This is a genomic window from Sedimenticola selenatireducens DSM 17993 (assembly GCF_000428045.1).
GTDB classification, from domain to species: Bacteria; Pseudomonadota; Gammaproteobacteria; order Chromatiales; family Chromatiaceae; genus Sedimenticola; species Sedimenticola selenatireducens.
This window is the reverse complement of sequence record NZ_ATZE01000012.1, coordinates 150468-176095: the sequence shown is the minus strand read 5'-3', so window position 1 is coordinate 176095 and position 25628 is coordinate 150468. Positions and strand designations below refer to the sequence as shown.

Annotated in this window: 19 protein-coding genes; 6 read left to right on the top strand and 13 right to left on the bottom strand. The window is 60.0% G+C overall.

Going from position 1 to position 25628, the window contains the following annotated elements; translation table 11 throughout:
• Positions 1-38 precede the first annotated feature (38 nt).
• The 3 genes from A3GO_RS0111565 to A3GO_RS0111555 are packed head-to-tail and all read right to left on the bottom strand — an operon-like array spanning position 39 to position 3570.
• Positions 39-2696, bottom strand: coding sequence for a calcium-translocating P-type ATPase, PMCA-type (locus tag A3GO_RS0111565; protein ID WP_029133537.1), 2658 nt, complete (start codon positions 2694-2696; stop codon positions 39-41).
• 1 nt (position 2697) lies between these two features.
• Positions 2698-3276, bottom strand: coding sequence for a VIT1/CCC1 transporter family protein (locus A3GO_RS0111560; protein ID WP_029133536.1), 579 nt, complete (start codon positions 3274-3276; stop codon positions 2698-2700).
• A 24-nt stretch (positions 3277-3300) separates the two neighbouring features.
• Positions 3301-3570 (bottom strand): DUF211 domain-containing protein, encoded by a 270-nt coding sequence (locus tag A3GO_RS0111555; RefSeq protein WP_029133535.1) that lies wholly within the window; start codon positions 3568-3570, stop codon positions 3301-3303.
• 348 nt (positions 3571-3918) lie between these two features.
• On the opposite strand from A3GO_RS0111555, the gene ald reads away from it, so the two are divergent.
• Both ald and A3GO_RS0111545 read left to right on the top strand, forming a co-directional pair.
• Positions 3919-5037 carry an alanine dehydrogenase gene (gene ald, locus A3GO_RS0111550; RefSeq protein WP_029133534.1) on the top strand — a complete coding sequence of 373 codons (1119 nt, stop codon included), beginning with the start codon at positions 3919-3921 and terminating at the stop codon, positions 5035-5037.
• A 127-nt stretch (positions 5038-5164) separates the two neighbouring features.
• Positions 5165-5629: a MarR family winged helix-turn-helix transcriptional regulator gene (locus A3GO_RS0111545; protein WP_037375230.1), complete on the top strand. Its 465-nt coding sequence runs from the start codon at positions 5165-5167 to the stop codon at positions 5627-5629.
• A gap of 45 nt (positions 5630-5674) precedes the next feature.
• Here A3GO_RS0111545 and A3GO_RS0111540 read toward each other — a convergent pair whose 3' ends face one another.
• From A3GO_RS0111540 to hcrC, 10 genes are all read right to left on the bottom strand, one after another.
• Entirely contained in the window at positions 5675-6796 is a 1122-nt protein-coding gene (locus A3GO_RS0111540) for an ABC transporter permease (RefSeq protein WP_029133532.1), read from the bottom strand.
• A 1-nt stretch (position 6797) separates the two neighbouring features.
• A complete protein-coding gene (gene rbbA, locus A3GO_RS0111535; protein WP_037375229.1) occupies positions 6798-9536 on the bottom strand; it encodes a ribosome-associated ATPase/putative transporter RbbA in 2739 nt (912 codons plus the stop codon).
• Between the two features lie 2 nt (positions 9537-9538).
• A complete protein-coding gene (locus tag A3GO_RS0111530; RefSeq protein ID WP_037375252.1) occupies positions 9539-10528 on the bottom strand; it encodes an HlyD family secretion protein in 990 nt (329 codons plus the stop codon).
• 443 nt (positions 10529-10971) lie between these two features.
• The gene (locus A3GO_RS0111525) at positions 10972-12873 is read right to left on the bottom strand and encodes a PHA/PHB synthase family protein (RefSeq protein ID WP_335340037.1); all 1902 of its coding nucleotides are present in this window, start codon (positions 12871-12873) and stop codon (positions 10972-10974) included.
• A 131-nt stretch (positions 12874-13004) separates the two neighbouring features.
• Positions 13005-13472, bottom strand: coding sequence for an iron-sulfur cluster assembly scaffold protein (locus tag A3GO_RS23675; protein ID WP_051302228.1), 468 nt, complete (start codon positions 13470-13472; stop codon positions 13005-13007).
• Positions 13460-15100, bottom strand: coding sequence for an NTP transferase domain-containing protein (locus A3GO_RS0111515; RefSeq protein ID WP_029133528.1), 1641 nt, complete (start codon positions 15098-15100; stop codon positions 13460-13462). Before A3GO_RS0111515 ends, A3GO_RS23675 begins: the two co-directional genes overlap by 13 nt.
• Positions 15087-16118, bottom strand: coding sequence for an XdhC family protein (locus tag A3GO_RS23670; RefSeq protein ID WP_051302226.1), 1032 nt, complete (start codon positions 16116-16118; stop codon positions 15087-15089). The genes A3GO_RS0111515 and A3GO_RS23670 overlap by 14 nt, the downstream gene beginning before the upstream one ends.
• 10 nt (positions 16119-16128) lie before the next feature.
• On the bottom strand, positions 16129-17106 hold the full coding sequence (hcrB, locus tag A3GO_RS0111505; RefSeq protein WP_029133527.1) for a 4-hydroxybenzoyl-CoA reductase subunit beta: 978 nt from the start codon (positions 17104-17106) through the stop codon (positions 16129-16131).
• Complete coding sequence (gene hcrA, locus A3GO_RS0111500) at positions 17103-19415, bottom strand: 4-hydroxybenzoyl-CoA reductase subunit alpha (protein WP_029133526.1); 2313 nt, start codon at positions 19413-19415, stop codon at positions 17103-17105. Before hcrA ends, hcrB begins: the two co-directional genes overlap by 4 nt.
• Positions 19412-19891, bottom strand: coding sequence for a 4-hydroxybenzoyl-CoA reductase subunit gamma (gene hcrC / locus A3GO_RS0111495; RefSeq protein WP_029133525.1), 480 nt, complete (start codon positions 19889-19891; stop codon positions 19412-19414). The genes hcrA and hcrC overlap by 4 nt, the downstream gene beginning before the upstream one ends.
• A gap of 564 nt (positions 19892-20455) precedes the next feature.
• On the opposite strand from hcrC, the gene fdhD reads away from it, so the two are divergent.
• The 4 genes from fdhD to A3GO_RS0111475 are packed head-to-tail and all read left to right on the top strand — an operon-like array spanning position 20456 to position 25546.
• Entirely contained in the window at positions 20456-21268 is an 813-nt protein-coding gene (fdhD, locus tag A3GO_RS0111490) for a formate dehydrogenase accessory sulfurtransferase FdhD (RefSeq protein WP_245621728.1), read from the top strand.
• Positions 21268-24030, top strand: coding sequence for a molybdopterin-dependent oxidoreductase (locus tag A3GO_RS0111485; protein ID WP_029133523.1), 2763 nt, complete (start codon positions 21268-21270; stop codon positions 24028-24030). Before fdhD ends, A3GO_RS0111485 begins: the two co-directional genes overlap by 1 nt.
• On the top strand, positions 24027-24674 hold the full coding sequence (locus A3GO_RS0111480; protein WP_029133522.1) for a 4Fe-4S dicluster domain-containing protein: 648 nt from the start codon (positions 24027-24029) through the stop codon (positions 24672-24674). Before A3GO_RS0111485 ends, A3GO_RS0111480 begins: the two co-directional genes overlap by 4 nt.
• Positions 24671-25546 carry a DmsC/YnfH family molybdoenzyme membrane anchor subunit gene (locus tag A3GO_RS0111475; protein ID WP_051302224.1) on the top strand — a complete coding sequence of 292 codons (876 nt, stop codon included), beginning with the start codon at positions 24671-24673 and terminating at the stop codon, positions 25544-25546. Before A3GO_RS0111480 ends, A3GO_RS0111475 begins: the two co-directional genes overlap by 4 nt.
• Positions 25547-25628: the final 82 nt, after the last annotated feature.

The following is a 25628-nucleotide window of genomic DNA, read 5'->3' as shown; positions in this document are numbered from 1 at the left end:
CAGCTATTGTATGCCATTGGGCCCCGATGTGATGTGGTTCATGCTTCCGGAACCTGGTTTGGTGGTCTGTTGTAGATCAACCTCCTGCGTACCAGCAGTTTTTCACACTCCACTACAAACAGGGTCAGAGAGGAGAGGCCAATGCAGATGAACAGGTCGGACAGTGGCAGTGGTTGGGTATTGAACAGCGGATTAAGTCCGGGGATATAGATCACCGCCATCTGCAGACCAAAGGTCAGTATTACCGCACCCAACATGGCCGTATTACTAAACACGCCCAGACTGAAAATTGAGCGATGTTCGCTGCGTACCGCCAGTGCGTGAAACAGCTGGGAGAAGGTCAGGACGGTAAACACAATGGTCTGCCAGTAAACGTTGTCCTGGCCGATGGCCCAGGCCTGGGAGGCAATGGAGATGGCACCGATAAATAACCCCACCCAGAGGATATGTTGCCACATGCCGTGGGAGAAAATGCTCTCCCGTGGTGGTCTGGGCGGACGCAGCATGCTCCCTGGCTCTTCCTTCTCCAAGGTAAAGGCCAGTCCTGGAAGGCCATCGGTTACCAGGTTGATCCAGAGAATATGGATTGGCAACAGTGGAACTGGCAGACCCAGGAAGGGGGCGAGAAACAGGGTCCATATCTCGCCTGAGTTGGAGGTCATGGTGTACTTGATGAATTTGCGGATGTTGTCAAAGATGCGTCGCCCCTCGCGCACCGCCTGGACAATGGTGGCGAAGTTATCATCCAGCAGTACCATGTCAGCGGCCTGCCGTGCCACATCGGTGCCTTTTTTGCCCATCGCCACGCCAATGCCGGCCTGTTTCAGCGCCGGGGCATCGTTAACACCGTCGCCGGTCATGGCAACAAACTCCCCCTGCTGCTGCAGAGCCTGCACAATGCGAATTTTTTGTGTGGGAGAGACTCGGGCATAGACCCTGACCGCCTTGACCCGGTGCTGAAACTCGGATTCTGTTAGTTGCTCGATTTCCTGACCGGTCAATACCGGGGCCTGTTCATCCACGATGCCCAGTCTGACGGCAATCGCCTTCGCCGTGCCGGGGTGGTCACCGGTAATCATGACCGGGGTGATACCGGCGCCCCGGCAATCGCTGACGGCGCCTTCGGCTTCGGGGCGCGGTGGATCAATCAGGGCGACCAGTCCCAGCAGAGTCAGGGCTTGGTCGGCATCCGTGAGTTGCTCCACCGAACCGGCGAACCGATGCTGCGCCACGGCGATGACCCGGTATCCCCGGTTAGCCAAAGCCTCTGCCTGGTGCAGCCAGTGCCCGCTATCCAGCGCTTCAGGACCGTGCGTTCCACACTGGTCGAGACAGCGGGTCAGAACCACCTCAGGTGCCCCCTTTACATAGGCGATGCTCCCCTCTGCATCAGGGTGCAGCGTCATCATCAGCTTGCGTTTACTGTCGAACGGGATTTCCGCCTGCCGTGGGGACCGCTGTTCCAGCACCTGCTTCTGGTAGCCGGCCGCCTCCGCAGCCTGGTACAGCGCCAGTTCTGTGGGTTCGCCATGCAGCTCCCGGCCCCGTCGGGAGACATCGTTACAGAGCGCCAGTGCCTTGCCCATCTGTTGTGCGGCGAGGAGGTCCGCTGCCTGATCCAGACGGGAAAAGCTCCGGCCGGCAATAACGAAGGTCTCTACGGACATGCGGTTTTGCGTCAGGGTACCGGTCTTGTCGGAGCAGATGTAGGTCACTGAGCCGAGGGTTTCAACGGCTGGCAGGTTGCGCACCAGACTGTTGTTCCGGCTCAGCCGCCGGGCGCCCAGCGCCAGGGAGATGGTAATAACAGCTGGCAGGGCTTCGGGTATGGCTGCTACCGCCAGACTGATGGCAGTCAGCAACATCAATATCAGCGGCTGTCCCTGCAACAGGCCGGTGATGAAAATCAACGAACAGATCAACAGAATGGCGATAGCCAATAAGCGCCCGAACCGTGCCATACGAACCTGCAACGGTGTCTGCACGCCTTTCTGGACGCTGAGCAGATTGGCGATTTGGCCGATCTCGGTTTGCATGCCGATGGCCGTCACTATCCCTGTGCCGCGTCCCCGGGTGATGTGGCTGCCTCTGAACACCATGTTGTTTCGGTCACCCGGGGGCAAGTCGGATGCTTCGATCGTCTCGGTAGACTTGTGGGCGGTTTGTGATTCACCGGTCAGAGTGGATTCGTCACTCTCCAGTCCGATCGCTTTCAGCAGGCGCATATCCGCCGCTACCAAATTACCTGCTTGCAGTGAAACGATATCACCCGGCACCAGTTCCACCGCCGGGATTAGGCGTTTTTTCCCATCACGCAGCACCGATACCTGAGGAGTATCCATGGCCCTCAGGGCCTCTAGGGCCCGCTCGGCGCGATACGCCTGTACAGCCCCGATCAATCCGTTAAGCTGCAGGATGAACAAAATAGCGATAGTGTCTTCAATGTCACCGATAACTCCCGAGATGATCGCGGCGGCCATCAATACCAGGATCATAAAATCGCTGAACTGATGTAACACCAGATAGGCCAGGGATTTACGTTTTCCTTTGCGCAGGCGGTTCTTGCCATACTGTGCCTGTCGCTGTTCCACCTCCTGATTGTTTAGTCCCTGCTGCCTGTCACTCTCCAGTCGTGTGATCACGGCCTCGGCAGATGTCTGATACCAAGTGGCTTCAGCACTCTTCATTCTGTTCATGTCACTGTTCTATCAACAGAATCAGGGCAACCGTGCCCAATGCGATGGTGGTGGTCTTTATCCCGCTTATCAGCCAGTTGGTTCCGCCGATATTGCCAAGGAATGCACCCAGGCCAAAGATACAGATAAATGCGCAGGTGATGGCGGCCAAGAGGGGGTTTATGACCAGATCGAAGCCGTTCTTGGCCAGGCCCAGGGGCGTGATGATCAGTAGCGACATCAATAGTGGTGCGCTGCCATTAACCAGGGCGATTAACAGCGGAATTCCCCGTGCCGCGTAAGCATGAGCACTGCTGGATAAATCATCAACCATGGCGCTTTCCAGCTCCGCCAGTGCTTTGCGTCGTTCTGCGCTCTCACTCAGGTAGGCACTGGAGAATCCGCTGATGCCCAGGGCGATGGCAGCACCCAGGCAAGCACTGATGACCACGCCCAGTGCCGCTTGGTCACTCAGATAAAAGCCGGTGATTAGTCCCAGCATGGTGAGGGCACCATCAAAGCCGTTGACCACGAAATAGCGGCGGATGATGCCGTGGGATTTTGTCAGATGGAGCCAGAGTTCCAGTTTTTGCAAAAGCATCTTGTTGTGAAGCCCCGGTCAGCCTCAATCAAGCTCTGTCGGATCGTTTTCCACCACGACGGCATCGATGCTGTGGAGCGAGGCGCCCATTTCACTGATGGCGGCCTGTATCTGCTCATAGTCGATATTGCTGCCCTCAATCTCTATCTGCAGGGTTTCGGTTTTGGAATCCATCTCCACAACCGACAATCGAATCTGGTAATTGCCCATTCTCGCCAGCGCCTTGCTGAATTCGATCACGTTAGGATGCAGGGGCTTGAGGACATCTAGCAGTAGATGAGTAATGCGAATCATAGGTTTCCCTTCTAGTTGTCAGAGTAAATTTCCCATATCGGCCATGGGCGGGTTTGTGGCTCAATTAATCTGTGGGGGTCTGAAGTTGCACTGTTCCAGAAATCCGTATGATCTGAGTTCGTGCTGATCAGTTATTGTATGCTATTTAACATTGCTACGGGATTACCCGGTATCCGGCAGCGGTGGGAGTGGATCATAGTCTTGTGGAGTCCTTCAGCACCGGGTCGCCTTGGTGGCGTCAGGAAGAATGAAAAATGACAGTAGAAAAATAGGCCGGATTTTAACTGTGCAGAGAAGCGATTTTTATTCACGAATTCTAGTGGAACCAGACAGCCGGGAGACACGAGTATGCTGATTGGAGTACCAAAAGAGATTAAAAATAACGAGTACCGGGTGGGTCTGATTCCGGCAAGTGTGCGTGAGCTGATCCTTCACGGGCATCAGGTCGTGGTAGAGAGTGAGGCCGGTATCGGCATCGGCATGGACGATGACGCCTATCGGGCGGTTGGCGCGGAAATCGTGGGTGATGCCAGGGCGGTTTTTGAAAAGGCCGAGATGGTGGTGAAGGTGAAAGAGCCACAGCCCACCGAATGCCGCCTGCTGCGGGAGGGGCAACTGCTGTTTACCTATCTGCACCTGGCCCCCGATCCCAACCAGACCGAACTGCTGCTGAATGCCGGTGTCACCGCGATCGCTTATGAGACGGTGACCGACAGGCACGGCGGGCTGCCGCTGCTGGTGCCCATGTCCGAGGTGGCTGGGCGCATGTCGATCCAGGCGGGTGCCATGTGCCTGGAGAAGTCCCACGGGGGTGCGGGTTTGCTGCTGGGCGGTGTGCCCGGCGTAGCACCTGCCAATGTGCTGGTGATCGGTGGGGGGGTGGTGGGGACCAACGCCATCCGTATGGCCATGGGGCTGGAGGCCCGTGTGACGGTACTGGATCGCTCCCTGGAGCGGTTGGCGGAACTGGATCTGCAGTTCGGCGGCCGGCTTAATACCATCTACTCCACCAAGGAGGCGCTGGAGGAGTACGTGCTGGACGCCGACCTGGTGATCGGTGCGGTACTGGTGCCGGGGGCGGCGACACCCAAACTGGTGACCCGAGAGATGCTGGGTCGCATGCGCCCCGGCTCGGTGCTGGTGGATGTGGCGATTGATCAGGGGGGCTGTTTCGAAACCTCCCATGCCACCACCCATGCCGATCCCACCTACATCGTGGACAATATAGTGCACTATTGCGTGGCCAACATGCCCGGTGCCGTGGCGCGCACTTCCACTTTTGCTCTGAATAACGCAACCCTGCCGTTTGCCCTGGCGTTGGCCGACAAGGGCTTCCCCCGGGCCCTGGCGGATGATCCCTGTCTGCTGGAGGGGCTCAATCTACACAAGGGTCGTGTCACCTATGAAGCGGTGGCCAGTGCCCTCGGATATGACTATCTGCCCGCCCGGGAGGCGCTGGCGCTCTGAATCCGATAGAGAAGCCGTTGATGAACGGGGGTGCCGGGTTTGCCGGTTGAATAGAGGCTTTTTCTTTTCACGGCAATCATTTGGTTTACAATGGTTCGATCTCAAATCAGCGCTTGTTCACAAGATCATGCCCAAAAGCAAAAAGAAAACCGACCTAAAGAAAATCAACAACAGCCTGTTGCCGGGGTTTCTGGGATACCATTTGCGTCTGACCCAGCTTGCTGTATTCAGGGATTTTGCCGAATCAGTCGGGGAGGCGCAGATCACCCCGAGTCTATATGCGGTGCTGGTGATTATCGATGCCAATCCTGGGCTGAAACAGACCGAACTGGCCAAGGCGGTGCGTCTGGATCGCTCCTCGGTGGTGTCGGTGATCGACAAACTGGAAAAACAGAAACTGGTGGTGCGCCAGCGAGTCGAGGGCGATCGGCGCACCAATGCGCTGGCCCTGACCGATGCGGGGCGCGAGTTGCTGAGTGAACTGACGCCGCTGGTGGAAGCTCATGAGGCGCGTCTGTCCGGCAACCTCTCTGAACGTGAGCACGCCACCCTGATCAAGCTGCTGGGCAAGATTCTGCCGGAAACCCGTTAGCCCTGCTTTCTGTTGCTCCGGTTCAAGGCGACATCAGGGATGGGATCAGCCGAGGGCGACCGATTTCCGGAAACGTGCCAGGGCAACCAGAAAAAACACCACGCCCATACCCAGCAGGGCGAGGAACTGCGGCCAGACCGCATCCCAACCGGCACCCCGATAAAGAATGGACTGGGCAAAACTCACAAAGTGGGTGGTGGGTGCCAGCTGCATAATATCCTGTACCAGGACGGGCATACTTTCACGCGGTGTGATTCCTCCCGACAGCATCTCCAGCGGCAGCAGAATCAGGATCATCAGCAGCCCCAGCTGCGGCATGGTCCGCGCCAGTGTGCCAAGAAAAATACCCAGTGAGGTAGTGGCGAACAGGTGGACCGTCACGCCAAACAGGAACAGTGCGATTGAGCCATGTATCGGTACCTGGAGCAGACCCTGGATCACCAGCAGCAGGGAGAGGATGGTGGCTAAGAGTATCACCACGCCGTTTGCCCAGATCTTGGCGCTGACGATCTGCAGCGGTGTGATCGGCATCACCAGCAGATGCTCCAGGGTGCCGTGTTCCCGTTCCCGGATTACCGCCGCACCGGTCAGGATGATCGAGATCATGGTGATGACATTCATTAACTCCATCACGCTGCCGAACCAGGCGCTGGTCAGGTTTGGATTGAATTTGATATGGGTGGTCAGGGTGATGGGCAACTGGTACTCGGAGCGGTAACCCTTGATAGCTTCGTTGATCTCGCCGCTGATGATGTACTGGATGTAGTTGTCACCGATAAAGGCCTGGCCCATACGGGTGGCATCAATATTGATCTGGATACCGGGTTGCTTGCCGGCCAGCAGGTCGCGCTGGAAGCGATGTGGTATGTAGATGACAAAGGTGTATTGTCCGCTGTCCATGCTTCGGTCCATATCCCGTTGTGAGATCAGATCCGGTGCCTTGAAGTAGGGGCCATAGAAGGCCTGGATGATGCGTTTGGAGATGGGCGATTGGTCTTCATCGACCACGGCGATTGGGGCGTTGTGGAGCTCCATGGAGGTGCTGGATGAAACGCTGTAGATCATGCCGCTGAAGGCGAACAGGACAAAAACCAACAGTACCTTGTCATGCCACAGGCTGCGCAGCTCCTTGATGCCCAATTGAAAAATGTTGTCGCCGAATCCCATCTTACCGGTCCTGTTTACGCAGAGAGAGCACGCTGGCGATGGTCAGTACCGGAATAAAGGCGGCCAGTGGCAGCAGATGTTGTGACAGGCTGGAAAAACCGAGCGCCTTGGTGAAGGCACCACGACTTGCTTCCAGAAAATAGGTGGTCGGGAACAGCTGGCCGATGATCGCCCCGGCGCCTTCCATGGAGCTGACCGGATGGATCAGACCGCAGAAATTTATGGCAATCATCAGGGTCAACACCGAGGTGCCGGCCAATGCCGCGATCTGGGTTTGGGTAAACGCGGACATCAGCAGCCCGAGACCGGTGGTGGCTGTCACATACAGCAGCGCGGCCAGGCTAAGGGCCGCCAGACTTCCTTTCAGTGGAACCCCCAGTACGAATACCGCCAAACCGACCAGCCCGATGAAACTGATCATGCTGACCAGGATATAGGGAAGCTGTTTGCCGATCAGAAACTCAAGCCGGGTGACCGGTGTGACATACAGGTTAGTGATCGATCCCAGCTCTTTTTCGCGTACCACGCCCAGGGCCATCAGGATGGCCGGGATGAACACCAGCAGCAGGGGAATAACCGCGGGCACCATGGCATCCAGACTTTTGAAATCCTGGTTGTAGCGATAACGGGACTCGATATCCGCCGGCAGCAGGCTGGGTGTGATGCCATAGGTGCGCAGTGACAGGTCGGTCAGGTATGCCAGGTGGCTGCCCTGAATATAACCGTAGATGGTCTCGGCCCGAAACGGCATGGCACCGTCGATCCACACGGCGATATCCGGATTTCGATTACGCTTCAGTTGTCGTCCGAATCCGGGCGGTATTTCAATAGCGAGACTCAATTCACCATTGGCCATGCGCCGTTCCAGGGCTGCGGTGTCGGTTATATCCGGTTGCCGGATGAAATAGCGTGAACCGGCAATATGCTCAATATAGTCCCGGCTTTGCGGGGTCTGATCCAGGTCCAGCGAGGCAAACCTCAAGTCCTCCACATCCAGCGTGATGCCATAGCCGAGGATGAACATCAGAATCACCGAACCCAGCAGGGCGAAGGTGAGGCGGATTGGATCGCGCAGTAACTCCAGCGTTTCGCGATGGGCATAGGCGAACAGGCGTTGCAGACTGAACCGGCTGGGTGGCTGGAGAGGGCGCCTGTCAGTATTGGTGGCACTAACCGGTGCCTGTCTGGTGTTGGCCGATGACGACGCGGTTGCCTCTTCCAGGTAGCCGATGAATGCCTGCTCCAGCGAATCGACTCCTCGCGCCCGACACAGTCCTGCGGGTGTGTCGCTGGCCAGCACCCGGCCTGCATGCATCAGGGAGATGCGGTCGCAGCGGGTCGCTTCATCCATGAAATGGGTGGAGATGAAGATGGTGACCGCCTCCTCCCGTGATAATTGGACCAGCAATTGCCAGAAGCCGTCCCGCGCTACCGGGTCGACCCCGGAAGTGGGTTCATCCAGGATCAGCATCTCCGGACGATGCACCACGGCGACCGCCAGTGACAGGCGCTGGCGGATTCCCAGCGGCAGGTCTCCCGGCAGATTGTGGCGGTAGTTCTCCAGCTTGAAGCGTTGGGTCAGTTCATCAATACGGGACTTGATTCCGCCTTCGGGCAGATGAAACAGCCGTGCATGCAGCTCCAGGTTCTGCTGCACCGTCAGTTCGCTGTAAAGTGAAAACGCCTGGGACATATAGCCGACCCGGTTCCGGGTCGCCATGTCGCGCGCATCCACCTGGCGACCGAACAGCTTTCCCTCGCCTTCGGTGGGGGGCAACAGACCGGTCAGCATCTTCATAGTGGTGGTCTTGCCGCAGCCGTTGGAGCCGAGAAAGCCGAAAATCTCTCCGCGCTCGATCTCCAGGCTGACATGATCCACCGCGGTGAAATCGCCAAAGCGCTTGGTCAGTCCGCTGGCGCTGATTGCGGGTTCGCCTTTAACCGGTTGCCGTGGTGGAACCACCAGCCGCTGATGCTGTTGCCTTTTCTGTTCGGGCAGCAGGGCGATAAATACCTCGTTAAGGGTCTCTTGCCCGGTCGCCTGTTTCAGTTCGGAGGGCGTGCCACTGCCGAGTACCTGGCCGTCATCCATGGCCACCAGCCAGTCAAAGTTTTCCGCCTCTTCCATATACGCCGTGGCGACCAGCACGCTCATGCTGCTCTGGCGGCTGCGGATACGTTCAATCAGCTCCCAGAACTGGCGCCGGGAGAGCGGGTCGACACCGGTGGTCGGTTCATCCAGGATCAGTAGTTCGGGATCATGGATCAGCGCGCAACAGAGGCCCAGTTTCTGCTTCATGCCACCGGAGAGCTTGGCTGCCGGGCGGTCGGCAAACGGTGCCAGGCCGGTGCTTTGCAACAGATCATGAATACGCTGTCGGCGTTCCTGGCGATCCTGTCCGAACAGGCGGCCAAAGAAGTCGACATTTTCATATACCGACAGGGTGGGATAGAGGTTTTTACCGAGGCCCTGGGGCATATAGGCGATGCGCGGCGAGGCGGAAGCCCGGAAGCGCCTATTGCCCATCTCGCCGTCCAATACCTCCAGTCGGCCCTCCTGCAGCGTTCGGGCACCGGCGATCAGCGCCAGCAGGGTTGACTTGCCGACGCCGTCCGGGCCGATCAATCCCACCATCTGACCAGCGGGAAAACTCAGGTCAATATGGCTCAACACGGGGTTGCCGCCGTAACGGTGAGTCAGCCCGCTAATGCTGACAACAGTGGCAGAATCGACGGACATGGTCAGGGCAGCCTGACCTGCAGTTCAGCGGGCCATTCCGCATCCGGTTTCAACAGCACGTAGGCGATCCCCGGCACGCCGGTCTTTACCTTCTCCACGTGCTGTTTGAGTAGTTTGGAATCGATTTTTACTTTCACCCGGAACATCAGTTTCTCCCGTTCGGAACGGGTCTCCACCGCCTTCGGGGTGAACTGTGCCTGGGGTGCCACGAAAGAGATTGTTGCCGGGATGGTGTACTGGGGAATGGCGTCCAGAATGATACGCGCCTCCGAGCCGACGATCAGGTTGCCCACTTCCGCGGTGGGCAGGAAGATGGTCATGTACACATCGGTCAGATCCAGTACCGACAGCACCTTGCCGCCGGCCGCCAGCACCTCGCCCGGCTCGGTGAGTCGGTACAGTACCCGCCCGCTGATCGGGGTTGCCAGTTGGCTGTCCGCAATATTGCCTTGCAGCCGTTCAACCCGCGCCTCGGCCGCCTCGATACCGGCTTCAGCCTGTACCACCTGGATCTTGGCCGCCTTCAGTGCGGCCTGGGCAGAGCGCAGCGCTGTGCGTTGCTGGTCCACCCGCTCCTGTGAAACGTGTCCCTGATCAATCAGCTTCAACGAACGATTCAGTTCCGCCTGGGCGAAGGTCAGTTCCGACTCCCGCTGCAGCACGATGGCCGCTGCGTATTCGCGTGATTCGCGTGCCTCGCGCAGCAACGCCTCTGCCTCACGCAGTTGTGCCTGCAGGTCCACGGTGTCCATGGTGGCCAGCACCTGACCTGCTTCCACCATGTCGCCCTCCTGTACCGATACGGTCAGGACCCGGCCCGCATACTTGGTGGCGATGTCGTACTCGGTCGCCTCGATACGACCATTCCCGAAGGCTACGTTCTCCGGTAACCGGGAGGCGTAGTTGGTCGTCCAGAGATACCAGCCAGCCCCGCCGGCCAGGGCTACGACGATGAGTGTGATAAAGATTTTGTTTAATGCTGTATCGCGCATGGCGGGAGGCTCCGGACCTGAATGAAACAGATTGGAAAATGTGTCATTGAGCTGATTTTTACTTTTTTGCATAACCCGAAGGGTATGATGGGCTGTCTTTTCTCAGCAGGGTAATTATATCGTTGCGTACCCTGTAATCAGATGATCCGGCGCACCTTTACTGTTATACGGCGAAGCGAGCCAATTCAGTGGCCGGGTCTGCTGGGGTGGCTGAAGCCACTCCTGCCGCTACGCATGGCCGCCGGAGAGGGGTTTGGCCTGTAGGAGGCCCGCCCCCGGGCCGAATTCGCGGCGAGGCGCCGCTCCTACCGGCCGAATCGCCAAGCTAAGCAAAAACACCACCAACACATAATTGGGGCAGAGCCCAAAAAAACCGGACCAGGGTATCTGCCCAGGTTGAAGTGAAGGGCTGTTTTGAAGCCCCCCTTACTTCAACCGTTCATCTACTTCATCTGCACATATTCACCGGGTGCATCACACAGGGGTGGGTACGCTGCGTTTCCCATGCTGGGCGGGTTCGCCTTGTCCGATGAATAACCGGCCAGCCACGCCTGCCAGGCGGGCCACCAGGAGCCCTCGGAAACGGGGGTGGTCTGCTGCCAGACGTCGGGATTGATGTAACACTCACCCTCCCGGTGGGTACGCATCTGGTAGCGTCTGTGGGGATGGCCGGGTTCGCTGACGATACCGGCGTTGTGACCGCCGCTGGTGAGCAGGAAGGTGACCTCGTCGGTATCGGCCAGTAGGTGGATCTTGTACACCGACTGCCAGGGCGCGACGTGATCCTTCAGGGTACTGACGATAAACATCGGTGCCCGGATGTCGTTGATGACCACAGGATGGCCGTCCACCTGGTAGCGTCCGCTGGCCAGGTCGTTGTCCAGGAACAGCTGGCGCAGGTATTCCGAGTGCATGCGATAGGGCATGCGGGTCAGATCCGCATTCCAGGCCATCAGGCTGTTCATCGGCTGGCGTTCCCCCAGCAGATAGGCATGGATCATGTGCGACCAGATCAGGTCGTTGGAGCGCAGGATCTGAAAGGCCCCGGCCATCTGGTATCCATCCAGGTAGCCCTGTTTCCACATCATGCTCTCCAGGTAGTCCACCTCGCTCTCGCCGATGAACAGCATCAGTTCACCCGCCTCGGAGAAGTCGACCTGGGTGGCGAGGGTGGTCAGGGAGGCGAGGCGTTGGTCACCATCCCGGGCCATGGCGGCGGCGGCAATGGACATCAGGGTGCCACCGAGACAGTAGCCGACTGCATGAATCTTTTGTTCCGGCACAATGGCCGAAATGGCGTCCAGCGCAGCCATCGGGCCCAGTTTTCGGTATGCCTCCATGCCAAGGTCGCGGTCTTCCGTATCCGGGTTGCGCCAGGAGATCATGAACACTGTATGGCCCTGGTTGACCAGGTACCTGGTTAGCGAATTCTCCGGCTCCAGGTCCAGTATGTAGTACTTCATGATCCAGGCTGGCATGATCAGCACCGGCTCGGCATACACCTGTTCCGTTGTCGGGCTGTATTGAATCAGCTCGATCAAGTGGTTGCGGTAGACCACCTTGCCGGGGGTGAGGGCGAGATTTTCACCGGGCCGGTAGGCTTCGGCGCCAACCGGCGGCCTGCCCGTGGCGATTCGCTGCAGATCTTCCACCAGGTTCTGCCAGCCCCGGGTGAGATTCGTGCCACCACTGGCCAGGGTCGCCTGGCTGATCTCGGGATTCAGCCAGGGTATGTTGGAGGGAGACCAGTGATCCAGCATTTGGCGTGTGATGAACGAGACCACGCGTTCGCTGCCGGATGACATGCCATCGATTCCCGTGGTGGCATTGTGCCACCACTGCTGGTTGAGCAGAAAATACTGATAGTAGAGATTGTAAGGCCAGCTCCGCCATGCGCTGTTGGAAAAGCGCCGGTCCTGTGGCAGTGGCTCAATGGTGGGAGGTGTCTCGTGATTGATCGTGGACTGGGTTGCGTAACGGGCAAACCTTGTCAGTTTGCGAAGGCTCTTGTCGGCAAGTTCCAACTGTTTACCGGGAGAGAGCGCAAGGTGTGAAAGCCAATCGAAATAGACCTTGGCCAGTCCAGCGGGACTGATACCCGCCGTCATTCGTGCCAGGTTGGCCTTGAATGCCTTATCCAGGGTTACCGCGAGGTCATGAACAGTGGATGGTTCCGGAGTGACCGGGTCAATGTCTGCGGGTGCGGATTGCTTCTGATAGGCCGGCTTTTCATCGGCTGTGACGGTTGGGCTTGTGGTGTCGGACGGTTTTGTCATGACGGATGCCTCATCGGCGGTGAACAATATCTGGTAACCCTTCTGACCGAATTCCGCTGGGAGGTTCACCAGTTACGTAGCTCCCGGATTAATGGCGAATGCCTTACCCGCAGAATGAGTGTACGACTGTTTATATGGGGGAGGAAGGTGTGTAGGCGGATGCGACAGTATTGAATGAGGGTGATATGACCTGTCGCAACTCATGTCTGTGCTGCGCGTGCCATCTGTATCGCCAGAAACGGTAATAGCAGACAGTCGTGACGGCCCGGGTGGGCCTGCACCGGGGTGAAACAGTCGAGCGCAGTTGCCCAGGCGGGGGGGAGCGGTTGTTCGCCGTCCAGGAACGCCTCCAGCTGTTCAATGCGCTGATCCAGTTCGGCATAGGTCTGGCCGATGGCCAGTTGCCGCATTACAGCGGTGGAGGCCTCGGCCAGCAGGCAGCCGCGGATATCAAAACCGAGCTCGATGATGCGACCGTTCCGGCTCCAGATATCAACCTCGATCTGGTCGCCGCAAAGCGGGTTGTCAATGCTGGCGCGGCGCCGTTCAACCCCGTCCAACAGCGAGTCCCTGTCTGGCAGGCCCGTTTGCCTGGCCGTTGCCGCCAGTGCCTTGATGCGGCTGTTGTAGAAGTCGGCCTGGGCCGGTTGTGCCGTTACGGTTGCCATTGGGAGAGTGCCTCCGGTGTGTCGAAGTCGCGGATTACCGCCGGGTCGTCCAGCTCCAGCTCTTCCACCCAGGCGGGGTTCTGGCGGATCAGAAAATCGGCGCCGCGATCACCGCTGGCCAGTGCCATCATGGGCACCAGCGCGGCAGGCCAGATCCGCGGATGGCCCCGCTTGCCCCGGTAGCAGGGGATGACGATCTTCTCGCCATCCAGTTCGTGGAAGCGGGTCAGCAGTTTATCGATCAGTGCCGGAGTGAGCAGGGGCATGTCGCCGAGCATCAGTAGCAGTCCGCCGTGGCCGGGCGGCAAATGGGTCAGGCCGTGGCGCAGCGAACTGGCCAGCCCACTGGCATGGCCGGGATTGTTGATAATGTGAAGCTGTTCTGACAACGGGTGGTTGTGCAAGGTATTCCGCAGCAGCAGCGACTGGTGGCCGCTCACCAAAGTGATCCCGACCACGCCACTGCCTTGCAGGGCGTCCAGGGTGTGCTGGATCATCGGGCGTCCATCCAGCGGCAGCAGCAGCTTGTTGCATCCCATTCGTCGCGAACTGCCGGCCGCCAGCACCAGTGCGGTGACTGGTGCAGTGCTGGTGGTCGCTCCCACTGCCGCCGTTTTGGCGACCGGTCGCAGGCTCTGCTGGCTGAACTCCCGCTGCTGGTTGCGCAGCAGGCCGCCGACGCCGAGCCGGGTCAGGTCGCTACGCTCTAGCGGGAGGCCGGCGGCCAGTCGTGGCAGCAGCAGGTCCAGTCCATTCAGTGCCGCCGATTTGGCGCAGCCGGGCAGGCTGATCAGTCGGGTATCATCCAGGGTGCCATACAGCAGCATGTTGCCCGGCTCCGCCGGCAGGCCAAAGTGAAGGGTCTCGCCGCCCGCCTGGTCAAGTGCCGTCGGCACCACATCCTGTCGATCCATAGTGACGGAACTGCCGGCCACCAGAATCAGCCGGCAGCGGGATTTCATCTCGGCCAGCTGTTGGGCCATGGCCTCCGCGTCATGTGTGCAGTGGCGCACCTCGCTCATCACACAGCCGTAGTAGGCGAGGCGACGGGCGGTAAGTTGTTCGAAACGATCACCCCGCTCCGGCGCGCTATCCCCGCTGTAGCTGCGTAGCAGGGCCACCGGCAGGGCTTTGAGTCGGCGCATCCTGATGGGTGTTGCCCGTGGGGCGAGCTGTCCCAGCCATTGCCCGATGAGATCCCGTGGGATGGCGAAGGGGATGATTTTGAGACTTGCCACCACCTGGCCCCGCTCCACCATGGACCAGGGTGGCAGGGTGGCCAGGGTGATAGACTCGTGCAGCTCATTGAGGGCGTGAATCTGTACCTCATTCAGCTGTAGCAGACCCCGGTGGGTGGCAATCAGGTTGCAGCGTCCGGCCTCGGCCCGGGCCAGTGCCAGCCCGCTTCCCAAAAGCCGGGTTGCCAGTTGTGTGGCGGCGGCGTCCTCGTGCAGATCAGCGTTGTCCAGGCGGATTACCTGCAGCCGCTCGATACCGGCACGCTGCAGGCGGTCGATATCCCGCTGTTGCAGTGCTCGCCCCTTGCCGATGACGCCGCTGGGGGTGCGCAAGGTGTGGGCCAGATAGTGGCCCAGTGCTTGCCGGGTGGACAGTTCAAGCCGCTGCATTTTGTTCCCTCCGGTAACGGGCCTGGATCAGTTGGGCGAGGATGGCGATGGCGATCTCGGCAGGGGCGCGGCCGCCCAGGTGCAGCCCAACGGGGCCGTGGATGCGTTGCAGCCGGTCGCCATAACCCTTCTCAGTCAGTCGTTGCAGTCGTTCCCTGTGGGTCTTGCGACTGCCCAGGGCGCCGATGTAGAACGCCTTGCTGTCGAGAGCGGCGCAGAGCGCCGGGTCATCGATCTTGGGGTCGTGGCTCAGGGTCACCAGAGCGCTGTTGGCCCCGAGCGGCTGTTCCTTGAACAGCCGGTCCGGCCACTGTCGCACCAGCGCTGTATCGGGAAAGCGGTCAGCCCGGGCAAAGCCACGGCGCGGATCAATTACCAGTGGTGCCAGTCCACAGCGTCCGGCCATGGCGGCCAGGTGCTGGGCGGTGTGGACTGCGCCGACGATGAACAGCCGGGCCGGTGTTGCGTAGGCTTGCAGGAAGTAGTCATCATCCAACCGCAGGGAATGACCTTGTTGCATGGCGTCGTTGAGCGGCTCAATTATTGAGGCTGGAATGGGCTCGCCAGTTATCGGCAGGTCTGCCTCGATCAACCACTGCCGCCCGGTGTCGAGTGCGAGCAGCCGCCAGACTGGCCCGGCGGGGGGGGGCTCCTGCATCTGCCGGATCACGGGATGATCCTGATCAACCGCCTCCACCAGCACCTCCACCTGGCCGCCGCAGGAGAGACCCATCTCCCAGGCCCGGTCATTGGCGACCTGGAACCGCAGCAGTCGGGGCTCGCCAGAATCGATCACCGACAAGCCGACACGGATCACCTCACCCTCAATACAGCCACCGGAGACCGAGCCGGCAAACTGCTGGTCCGCGCGGATCACCATGTGGCTGCCCACCGCCCGGGGTGAGGAGCCCCAGGTGGCGACCACCGTGGCCAGGGCTGTGCGTTCCCCGCACTCCAGCCACTCGGTCAGCTGTTCAAGTTCGGGACCCCAGGGAGTGGTTGCGGTCAGTGGTTGCATGACTGTTGCCTCAGGCGGCCTGTTGCCAGAGCTGGGATACCAGCCGTTTTGCCATGGCCATCACTACCCGGCGACGGTACTTGGGACCGGTCACCGTGGTTTTCAACACATTGACCGCCTTGCGGATCGCCTTGGCCATCTCCTCGGCCGCTTCGTCGCTCCAGGTCCCGCCCTCCAACTGGCTCAGATCGACCCGGATCGGAATGGAGTTGGTGCCGGTCACCACCAGTCTCAGTTGTGCCAGGGTGTCGCCTTCGCGCCTTAGCGCGGCGGCCACACCGGCCAACGGGAAGTCGATGGCATCCCGCACCCGTACCTTCTCATAGCCGCTGTGCCACTGGACATGCCGTGGCAGGATGATGGTGCTGACCAGCTCTCCGGGCTCCAGGCTAAGGTGATGGCTGCCGTTCTCCTGGTAAAGCCCGTCCAGGGGCAGTCGACGGCTGCCGCCGGGACCGATGATGTCGATCTGCGCGCCGAGCGCCATCAGCACCGGGGCGATATCACCGTGATAGGTGGCGTAGCAGCGATCCCCCTTCGGCATCACATGGCAGAGTTCGCCGCGGTACTTGAGGCAGTAGTCGTTGCTGCGCCGCCACCAGTCACTCTGGTTATAGAAGATACAGCGGGTGTCCTGGCACAGGTTGCCCCCCAGGCTGGCGGCAGCCCGATGACTGGGACCGGCCACAGAGAGAATCGCCTTGACCAGGGCCGGGAAGTGTCGATTAAGTCGAGGTTCGTTGGCCAGTTCCTCCAGGGTGATGGCGGCACCCAGCGTCAGTCGGTCATCCTCCCAGCTGATCTGTTGCAGGGACTCGAGGCGCGAAACGTCAACCAGCGCTCCCGGGCTGACCAGCCCTCGGCGCAGGTTGGGCAGCAGATCGGTGCCGCCGCACAGGACTCGGGTGTCGGTGCTGCCTGCCAGGGCGGTGACCGCTTGTGCGGTGGTCTCGGGACGGATAAAGCGGAATTCGTTAAGCAGGCTCATGATGCGTTCTCCTGGGCTTCCAGCCAGTCACTCATACGTTCTGGTGTAAGGGGCAGGGCGTCGGGGCGCAGTCCGGTGGCGTCATGTACCGCGTCCATCAGGGCCGGCAGGAAACCGGCCAGCATCCCCTCGCTGGCCTCCTTGGCGCCGAAGGGTCCGTTGGGATCGATGCTCTCGACGATATGCACCTCGATGTCGGGACTCTCGACAATGGTTGGTACCCGATAATCCAGCAGGTTGCCGTGGATCATGCGTTCCCGGTCGAAGCGGGTCTCCTCCGAGACGGTCTGGCCCATACCCATCCAGACACCGCCCTGGATCTGGCCTTCCACCGCCAGCGGGTTGAGTGCGCGCCCCACGTCCACTGCCACCCATACCTTGTGGGCGGTTACTTTTCCAGTGACCTCGTCCACCGAGGCTTCCACCACCTGGGCGGCGTAACAGAAGCCCATGGTGGCGCCGATGGCGCTGCCGCGAATCTGCTTGTCACCCTGGAATTCGGGTGGACAGGTAAAGGTGCCCTTGACGGTGACGGTGCCGCTGTCCACCATGGCGGCTCGCACCGTCTCGGCGAAGTCCAGTGTCTTGTCCGCTTCACCGCTGATGCGGAAACACTCATGCCCGCACTCGATCCGGTTGGGTGCCACCTCCAGTTTGCGGGCCGCGGCCTCGATCAGAATATCCCGCAGTTGCTCCGCCGCGTGCTTGGCGGCGTTGCCGACCATCAGGGTGACCCGGGAGGAGTAGCTGCCGTTATCCTTGGGGGTCAGGGCACTGTCGGCAGAGATCACCCGCAGCCGTCCCATCTCCACCCCCAGTACCTCGCCCACCACCTGGGTGACCATGGTGTTAGAGCCCTGGCCGATATCTGCGGCCCCGGTGAGGATGGTGATGCCGCCGTCAAAATCGAGTTTCAGGTTGACCGTGGCGTGAGGCTCCCCGGTCCAGTGTTTCGGTGTAGACGTGCCGGAAACGAAATGGGAACAGGCCATGCCCAGTCCGCGTCCTTTCGGCAGTTGGCCGCGCCGCTCGGCCCACCCGGAGGCCTTCAACACCTTATCCAGACACTCGGGCAGTCCGTAGCTGAGTACCTTCTGGGCGTACAGGGTGGTGCAGGGGGCCTGCAGCAGGTTGACGTGCCGTACCTGAAAAGGATCGAGTGCCAGTTGTTCGGCCATCTCGTTCATCAGTGCCTCGAATGCGGCACGCGGGTCCACCGTGCCGTGGCCGCGCATGGCGCCGCAGGGCGGGGTGTTGGTGTAGACGCGCCAGCCGTCGTGGCGGATAGCCGGCAGGTTGTAGATGCCGTGCATCAGGGCGCCGGTGTAGAGAATGGTGATGATGCCGTAACCGGCATAGGCACCGCCGCGCTGGATCACCTCGTTGTGTACCGCGGTGATGCGTCCGTCCCGGGTCATGCCCATGCGGATCTTGATCTCGGTATCGGGACGACCCCGATGGGCGATGAAAGTCTCCTCCCGTGTCTGGGTCAGGCGCACTGTGCCGCGCGCCTTGCGCGCCAGCAGGGCGGCGATAATCTCGAAATGCAGCGCCTCGGTGCGGGCACCGAAACCGCCGCCGAGAAACGGCTTGATAACCCGCACCCGGGACTCGTCCATTTCCAGGCAGTGGGCCACCTTGAGGTGCACGTAGTAGGGCACCTGGGTGGTGGTATTCAGGGTCAACCACTCCCGTTCCGGATCATATTCAGCCAGGGTGGCGTTCAGCTCGATATGCACATGATTGACCTCGGCGAAGCGGTAGGTGCGCTCCTGGATCAGGTCGGCCCGGGCAAAACCGGCGTCCACATCGCCGAACTCCTGGTGCACCTTGCGCAGCACGTTGTTCGGTTTGTCGTCATGAATCACCTCGGCGCCCTCGGCCATCGCCTTGCGCGCCTCGGTGTAGGCTTTCAGTGGTTCATATTCGACCTTAATCAGGGCCATGGCCTGTTCGGCGGTGGCCTCGTCGATGGCGGCCACGGCGGCCACCGGCTCGCCCCGATAGCGTACCTTGTCCCGGGCCAGGGGGAATTCGTTCTCGGCGATCGGCAGCACGCCGAAGGGAACCTTGCAGTCATCCCCGGTACAGATGGCAATCACACCCTCAAGTGCCTCGGCGGCGGATGTGTCGATGGAGAGGATGCGTCCATGGGCGATTGGGCTGCGCAGAATACGCCCGGCCAGGGCGTCCACCCGGGGGATATCGGCTGTGTATCGGGCCTTGCCAGTGACCTTGTCGATACCGTCCACCAGCGGGGTGCGGACCCCCACCGGACCCTTGGTGAGTCTGGGAAGCGGTGCGTTCATGGCGCGATCTCCCGGTTGGTCGCGGCACTCTGTACCGATTCGATAATCTTTACATAGCCGGTACAGCGGCAGAGATTGCCCGCCAGGGCACCCTTGATGGCGTCCACGTCCGGATCCGGATTCTGGCGCAGCAGTGCCTCGGAAGCCATCAGCATGCCGGGCGTGCAGAAGCCGCACTGGGTGCCGAGCTTTTCGTGGAATGCCTGCTGCAGGGCGCTGAGACGACCGTTATGGCTGAGGGATTCAACAGTCTCCACGCTGCAACCATCCACACTCTGTACCAGGGTGCAGCAGGCGAGGCGGGGCCGTCCATCCACCAGTACCGTGCAGGCGCCGCACTCGCCGCCGTCACAGCCCTGCTTGGTGCCGGTCAGACCCAATTGGTCGCGCAGGTAGTCGACCAATAGCATATTGTCGGCCACCGCATCCTCTCTGTCGCGCCCGTTCACCCTGAGCGATATCAGCTGTTTTTTCATGCCTGTTGCACCCCTTGTCTGCCTCTCTGATTCATCGCTGGAGCAATGCCGTGTGGTATCGATCCAGTTGCTGGGGCGTATATTTAACACAAAACAAATGGATATCAAACAATTTGTTGAAAACCATAAATGCTGGGAATGCGCGGGCGGGAATACAGCTTTTCAGGATAGTTAGGCGGGAGAGGGGAAGGGGAGTGGCGGCTTGTTAGCGGTCTTTTATCTATGCGAAATAGTCTATTTAAATATTACATATACGTATCATTACGATATTAAAAATGACATTTATCAGATTTTACCGGTCTTTAGATAATAGTTTCATTGTTTACTAATGGCTTTTTTTAATTATTTAAAAAAATCATAAAAAACAATAAAAACATTAAGTAATGTTACTTACTGATATTAATAGAATCTTTTGAAACTAAAATGATTCATTCAGGAAATACTCATAAAAAACGATACGTAGATATTGAATAGATAGTCAGATTATGTATCAATATAAACATTATTATAGTTGGGTGAATCTCGGTTTAACCCATACATAGGCAGAAGGAGGCGGGTGTGCTGATGCAGAAAATGGCCGTAATGGCCGATGCGATGAAGCAGTACCAGGTCAACCGGTGGCATGCCGGTGCGGTGGCGGTTTCCGATGATTGGGTAGCCGAAGAGGTCCCCGTGGCACTGGTTTATAATGGCCTTTCCCATGTGGTGATGATGTGCAGCCCGCAGCATCTGGAGGATTTTGCCCGTGGCTTCACCCTCACCGAATGTATTGTCGAACAACCCCATGAAATCTATGACATCGAGGTGACGGAGCTGGACGAGGGTATCCAGGTTGAACTGGAGATTGCCCAGTCCCGTTTCTGGGCGCTGAAAGCACAACGCCGCGCCCTGGCCGGGCGCACCGGTTGCGGAATCTGTGGCAAGGAGAGTCTGGCACAGATGGCCTGTACCCTCGATCCCCTGCAGAACGGCCAGCAGATCAGTAGCACGGCATTACGGCTGGCGCTGGATCACATCAACAGCCAGCAGCACCTGTTCAACAAGACCGGTTCGGTGCATGCCGCCGCCTGGTGCGACCCGGAGGGCAATATTATTGCCCTGCGTGAGGATGTGGGTCGCCATAACGCCCTCGATAAACTGGTGGGCCACTGTCTGGTGGGTGGCCACACACTGCGTGACGGCATGCTGATCATGACCAGCCGGGCCAGTTATGAAATCGTCCAGAAGGCCGCCGCCTGCGGTATCTCAGTGGTGGCCGCGGTCTCCGGCCCTACCGGTATGGCTATCCGTCTGGCGGAAGAGCAGGGGATCACCCTGATCGGCTTCGCCCGCAATGCCAGTCTCTGTGTCTACTCCCACCCCGAGCGGATCATTTAATGGATAACCCGATAAAGCAAAACAGCGCCGAAAAAACAACGGTGCCGACCTACTGTTATAACTGCGTCTCCGGTCCCGATCCCATGCGGGTTGAGGTGGTGGACGGGGTGGCTACCCAGGTGATGCCCAACTTCGATGCAGAACAGACCCACCCCGGTCGTGGCCGCCCCTGCGTCAAGGCATATGGCCTGGTGCAGAAGACCTACAACCCCAACCGTATCCTGCAGCCGATGAAGCGTACCAATCCCAAAAAAGGGATGAAGGAGGATCCAGGGTTTGAGCCGATCTCCTGGGATGAGGCGCTGACGCTGTTGAGTGACAAGCTCAATGGCATTCGTGAGCGGGGCCTGGTTGATCAGGCCGGAATGCCCCGGGTAGCCGCTACCTTCGGTCATGGCGGTACGCCGGCTTACTACATGGGGACCTTTCCGGCCTTTCTCGCCTCCTGGGGCGGACCGATTGACTTCAGTTTCGGTTCCGGTCAGGGCGTCAAATGTGTTCACTCCGAGCATCTCTATGGGGAGTTCTGGCATCGCGCCTTTACCGTCGCGGCGGATACCCCGAATACCCGCTTCGTGCTCTCCATCGGCAGCAATGTGGATGCCACCGGCGGTCCCTGCGCCGTCGCCCGCCATGCCGATGCCCGGGTGCGCGGCTACAAGCGGATTCAGGTGGAGCCGCACCAGTCCATCACCGGGTCCACGTCATCCGAGTGGGTGCCGATCCGGCCCAAGACCGACGCCGCCTTCCTGTTCGCCCTGATCCACTGTCTGCTGCATGAGCATGCAAATGATCGGTTGGACCGGCCGTTCCTGCGTGATGTCACCTCATCACCTTACCTGGTGGGGCCGGATGGACTCTATCTGCGCGATGCCGATTCCGGCAAACCCCTGGTGTGGGATGAGCAGGGGCAGCAGGCGGTGGCGTTCGACACACCAGGCGTCGTGCCGGCGCTGGAGGGTAAATTCAAGGTTGCACAGGCAATCAGCATCGACGCCGATGATCAGCGCAGTGAATTACAGAATGTGGAGGGCATCACCGCCTTCAGTAAACTGGTGGCGCATGTCGCCGGTTATACCCCGGAGTGGGCAGCCGAGGTGTGTGATATCCCGGCCGAAACCATCCGTCGTATCGCCGGGGAGTATCTGGACAATGCCTGTGTCGGCGAGACCATCGAGGTGGATGGTGACACTTTACCCTACCGCCCGGTGGCGGTGACCCTGGGCAAGTCGGTGAACAATGGCTGGGGTGCCTACGAGTGCTGCTGGGCGCGCACCCTGATGGCGGTGCTGGTGGGTGCGCTGGAGGTGCCGGGCGGCACGCTCGGCACCACCATCCGGCTGAATCGTCCGCATGAGGATCGGCATCAGAGCGTGAAACCGGGTGAGGATGGCTTCATGGCGCAGAAGCTGAACCCCACCGACAAGGCCAACTGGGTGGCCGAGCCAACCGGGCGCAATGCCCATCGTACCCTGGTGCCGATTGTCGGCAGCTCCGCCTGGAGTCAGGCGCTGGGGCCGACCCAGCTGGCCTGGATGTTCCAGCGCGAACAGCCGGAAAATTTCAACCTGCCGCAGCCGACCCTGCCGGATATCTGGTTCGTGTTCCGTTCCAACCCGGCGATTTCGTTTTGGGATACCCGCAGTCTGAATGACTCGATCGCCCAGTTCCCCTACACCGTCTGTTTTGCCTACACGGTGGACGAGACCAACTGGATGGCCGACCTGCTGTTGCCGGAGGCGACCGACCTGGAGGCGACCCAGCTGATCCCGGTGGGTGGTACCAAATTTGTGGAGCAGTTCTGGAAACACCAGGGAGCGCTGCTGCGCCAAAAGGTGGTCGAGCCCCAGGGCGAGGCGAGGGACTTCACCTGGATATCCACCGAACTGGCGTGTCGCACCGGTCTGCTGGAGAAGTACAACAGCGCAATCAATCGCGGTGCCGGCGGGGTGGCACCGCTGAAGGGCGACGGCTATGACTTCTCCCTGGATACGGAGACGGTCAATCCACCGGAGCAGATCTGGGATGCGGTCTGCAAGGCGGCCAGCGCCCAGCTCAGCGACAGCCGGGATGTGAAGGACCTGGAGTGGTTCAGACAGAACGGCCTCTACCTGAAAGAGACATCGCAAAAGAGTTGGTATCTCTATCCGACCTTGAGAGCCCAGGGCCTGCGTTTCGAGATGCCCTACCAGGAGCGCCTGCTGCGCATCGGCAAGGAGCTGGGCAACCGGCTGCATGAGAAACAGATCGCCTGGTGGGACGCCCAGCTCTCCGAGTACTCGGCCTTGCCGGAGTGGCACGATATTCCCGGCCGCTGGGAGCGGGCGCTGATCAACGAAGGCGCCGATCCGGCCGACTACCCGTTCTGGCTGCTGGCGACCAAGAGCATGCAGTACCATACCGGCGCCAACGTCAGCATCCAGCTGATGCGCGAGGTGTCACAGAACGTGCGTGGCCATACCGGGGTGATCATGAACAACCGCAGTGCCGGGAAACTGGGTATCGCCGATGGCGACCGGGTCGCCATCCGTTCTCATATCGGTGTCACCTATGGACGCGCCGAACTGGTGGCCGGGGTACGCCCCGATACCCTGGTGATCGTCGGCCAGTTCGACCACTGGGCCACCCCCTATGCCAAGGGGCTGGAGATGCCCAGTCTCAACACCATCGCCCCGATGTCGCTGGAGCTGACCGACGCCACCGGCTCCGGGGCCGACATTGTCCGCGTCAGCATCAGCAAGGTTGCCGGAGGTGTCCAATGACCCGTTATGCCATGGCCGTGGACCTGCGCCGCTGTGTCGGCTGCCAGACCTGTACCGCAGCCTGCAAGCAGAAAAATGCCACTCCACCCGGTGTGCAATGGCGCCGGGTGCTGGACGTGGAGAGCGGTGAATTTCCCGACGTGCGGCGCAGCTTCATGCCGGTCGCCTGTATGCATTGCGATGAGCCACCCTGCGAAGAGGTGTGCCCGACCACGGCCACCCGCAAGCGTGCGGATGGCCTGGTGGAGATCAAGTACGATCTCTGTATCGGCTGCGCCAACTGCATCATGGCCTGTCCCTATGAGGCGCGTTCCATCGTGCATGAGGCGCGCTTCGCCTATGGCGACCAACCGATGGCGAATGAACAGGCGATGTTTGATCCGGAACGTATCAATGTGGCGACCAAGTGCACCTTCTGTATCGAGCGTATCGATCTGGCAGCAGAGACCGGCCAGATCCCGGGTGTGGATCATGAGGTGACCCCGGCCTGCGTAAACTCCTGTATCTCCGGGGCAATGGTGTTTGGTGATCTGGACGATCCCGACAGCAACCTGTCGCGGCTGCTCAAGGAGACCAAAAGCTTCCTTCAGAACGAAGAACTGGGCACCGGACCCGGCGTCTACTACCTATGGGATAAAGCATGATGAACGGCATCACCTCAACGAATCCGATCTCCTCCCGTGTACAACGCAACTGGGACTGGCGCGCCGCCGGTAATTTCGTCGGGGGTGGCAGCGGCAGCGGCTTGATCCTATGGGCCGCGCTATTGAGCCCGCTGGGCTATGATGTCATCCCATTGTTAGTGACCGGCCTGGCCTTGGTGGCCGGCGGCCTGTTCTGCGTCTGGCTGGAGATTGGCCGCCCCTGGCGCGCGCTCAATGTGCTCAAGCACGTCTCCAGCTCCTGGATGTCACGCGAGGCCTGGGTTGCTCCGCTGCTGTTTCTCTCTGGTCTGGCCGCTTGGTTATTCACTCCGTTGTTGCTCTGGCCGACCGCCTTGCTGGCGGGGGCGTTTCTCTACAGTCAGTCGCGTATCCTGCGCGCCGACAAGGGCATACCCGCCTGGCGTCATCCACGGGCAGGACTGTTGGTGGTGGTGACCGGCCTCACCGAAGGAGCCGGCCTGCTGGTGTTGCTGCTGCCGCTGTTTGATCAACCGCAGCCCCTGGCCTGGGGTGCGCTGCTGATTCTGCTGGCTCTGCGTGCCTTTGCCTGGCGTCACTACCGCGACGGACTGGCCGAGGCGAAGGCGCCGCTCGCCAGCCAGAAAAGACTGGCGGCCATCGACACAGGTTTTTTCTGGGGTGGCCATCTGCTGCCGGGGCTGCTGCTTGGTCTTGCGCTGGTTGTGCCGGTAGTGGCAACGGTTGCCGGGGCCATCGTGCTGCTGACCGGTGCCTGGATGAAATACATCCTGATCACCAGAGCGGCCTTTACCCAGGGCTTTACTATGCAGCATTTGCCGGTGCGTGGTCAGCCGTCAGCCAATGCCGCGGTGCGTAAGCGGGTCGCCTGATGGCCCGGTGGCCGTATCGGTGGACACAGCGCGCTTCGGGTGAATTTCACCGCTCCGCTACACCCCGTCTGTGACAAAAATA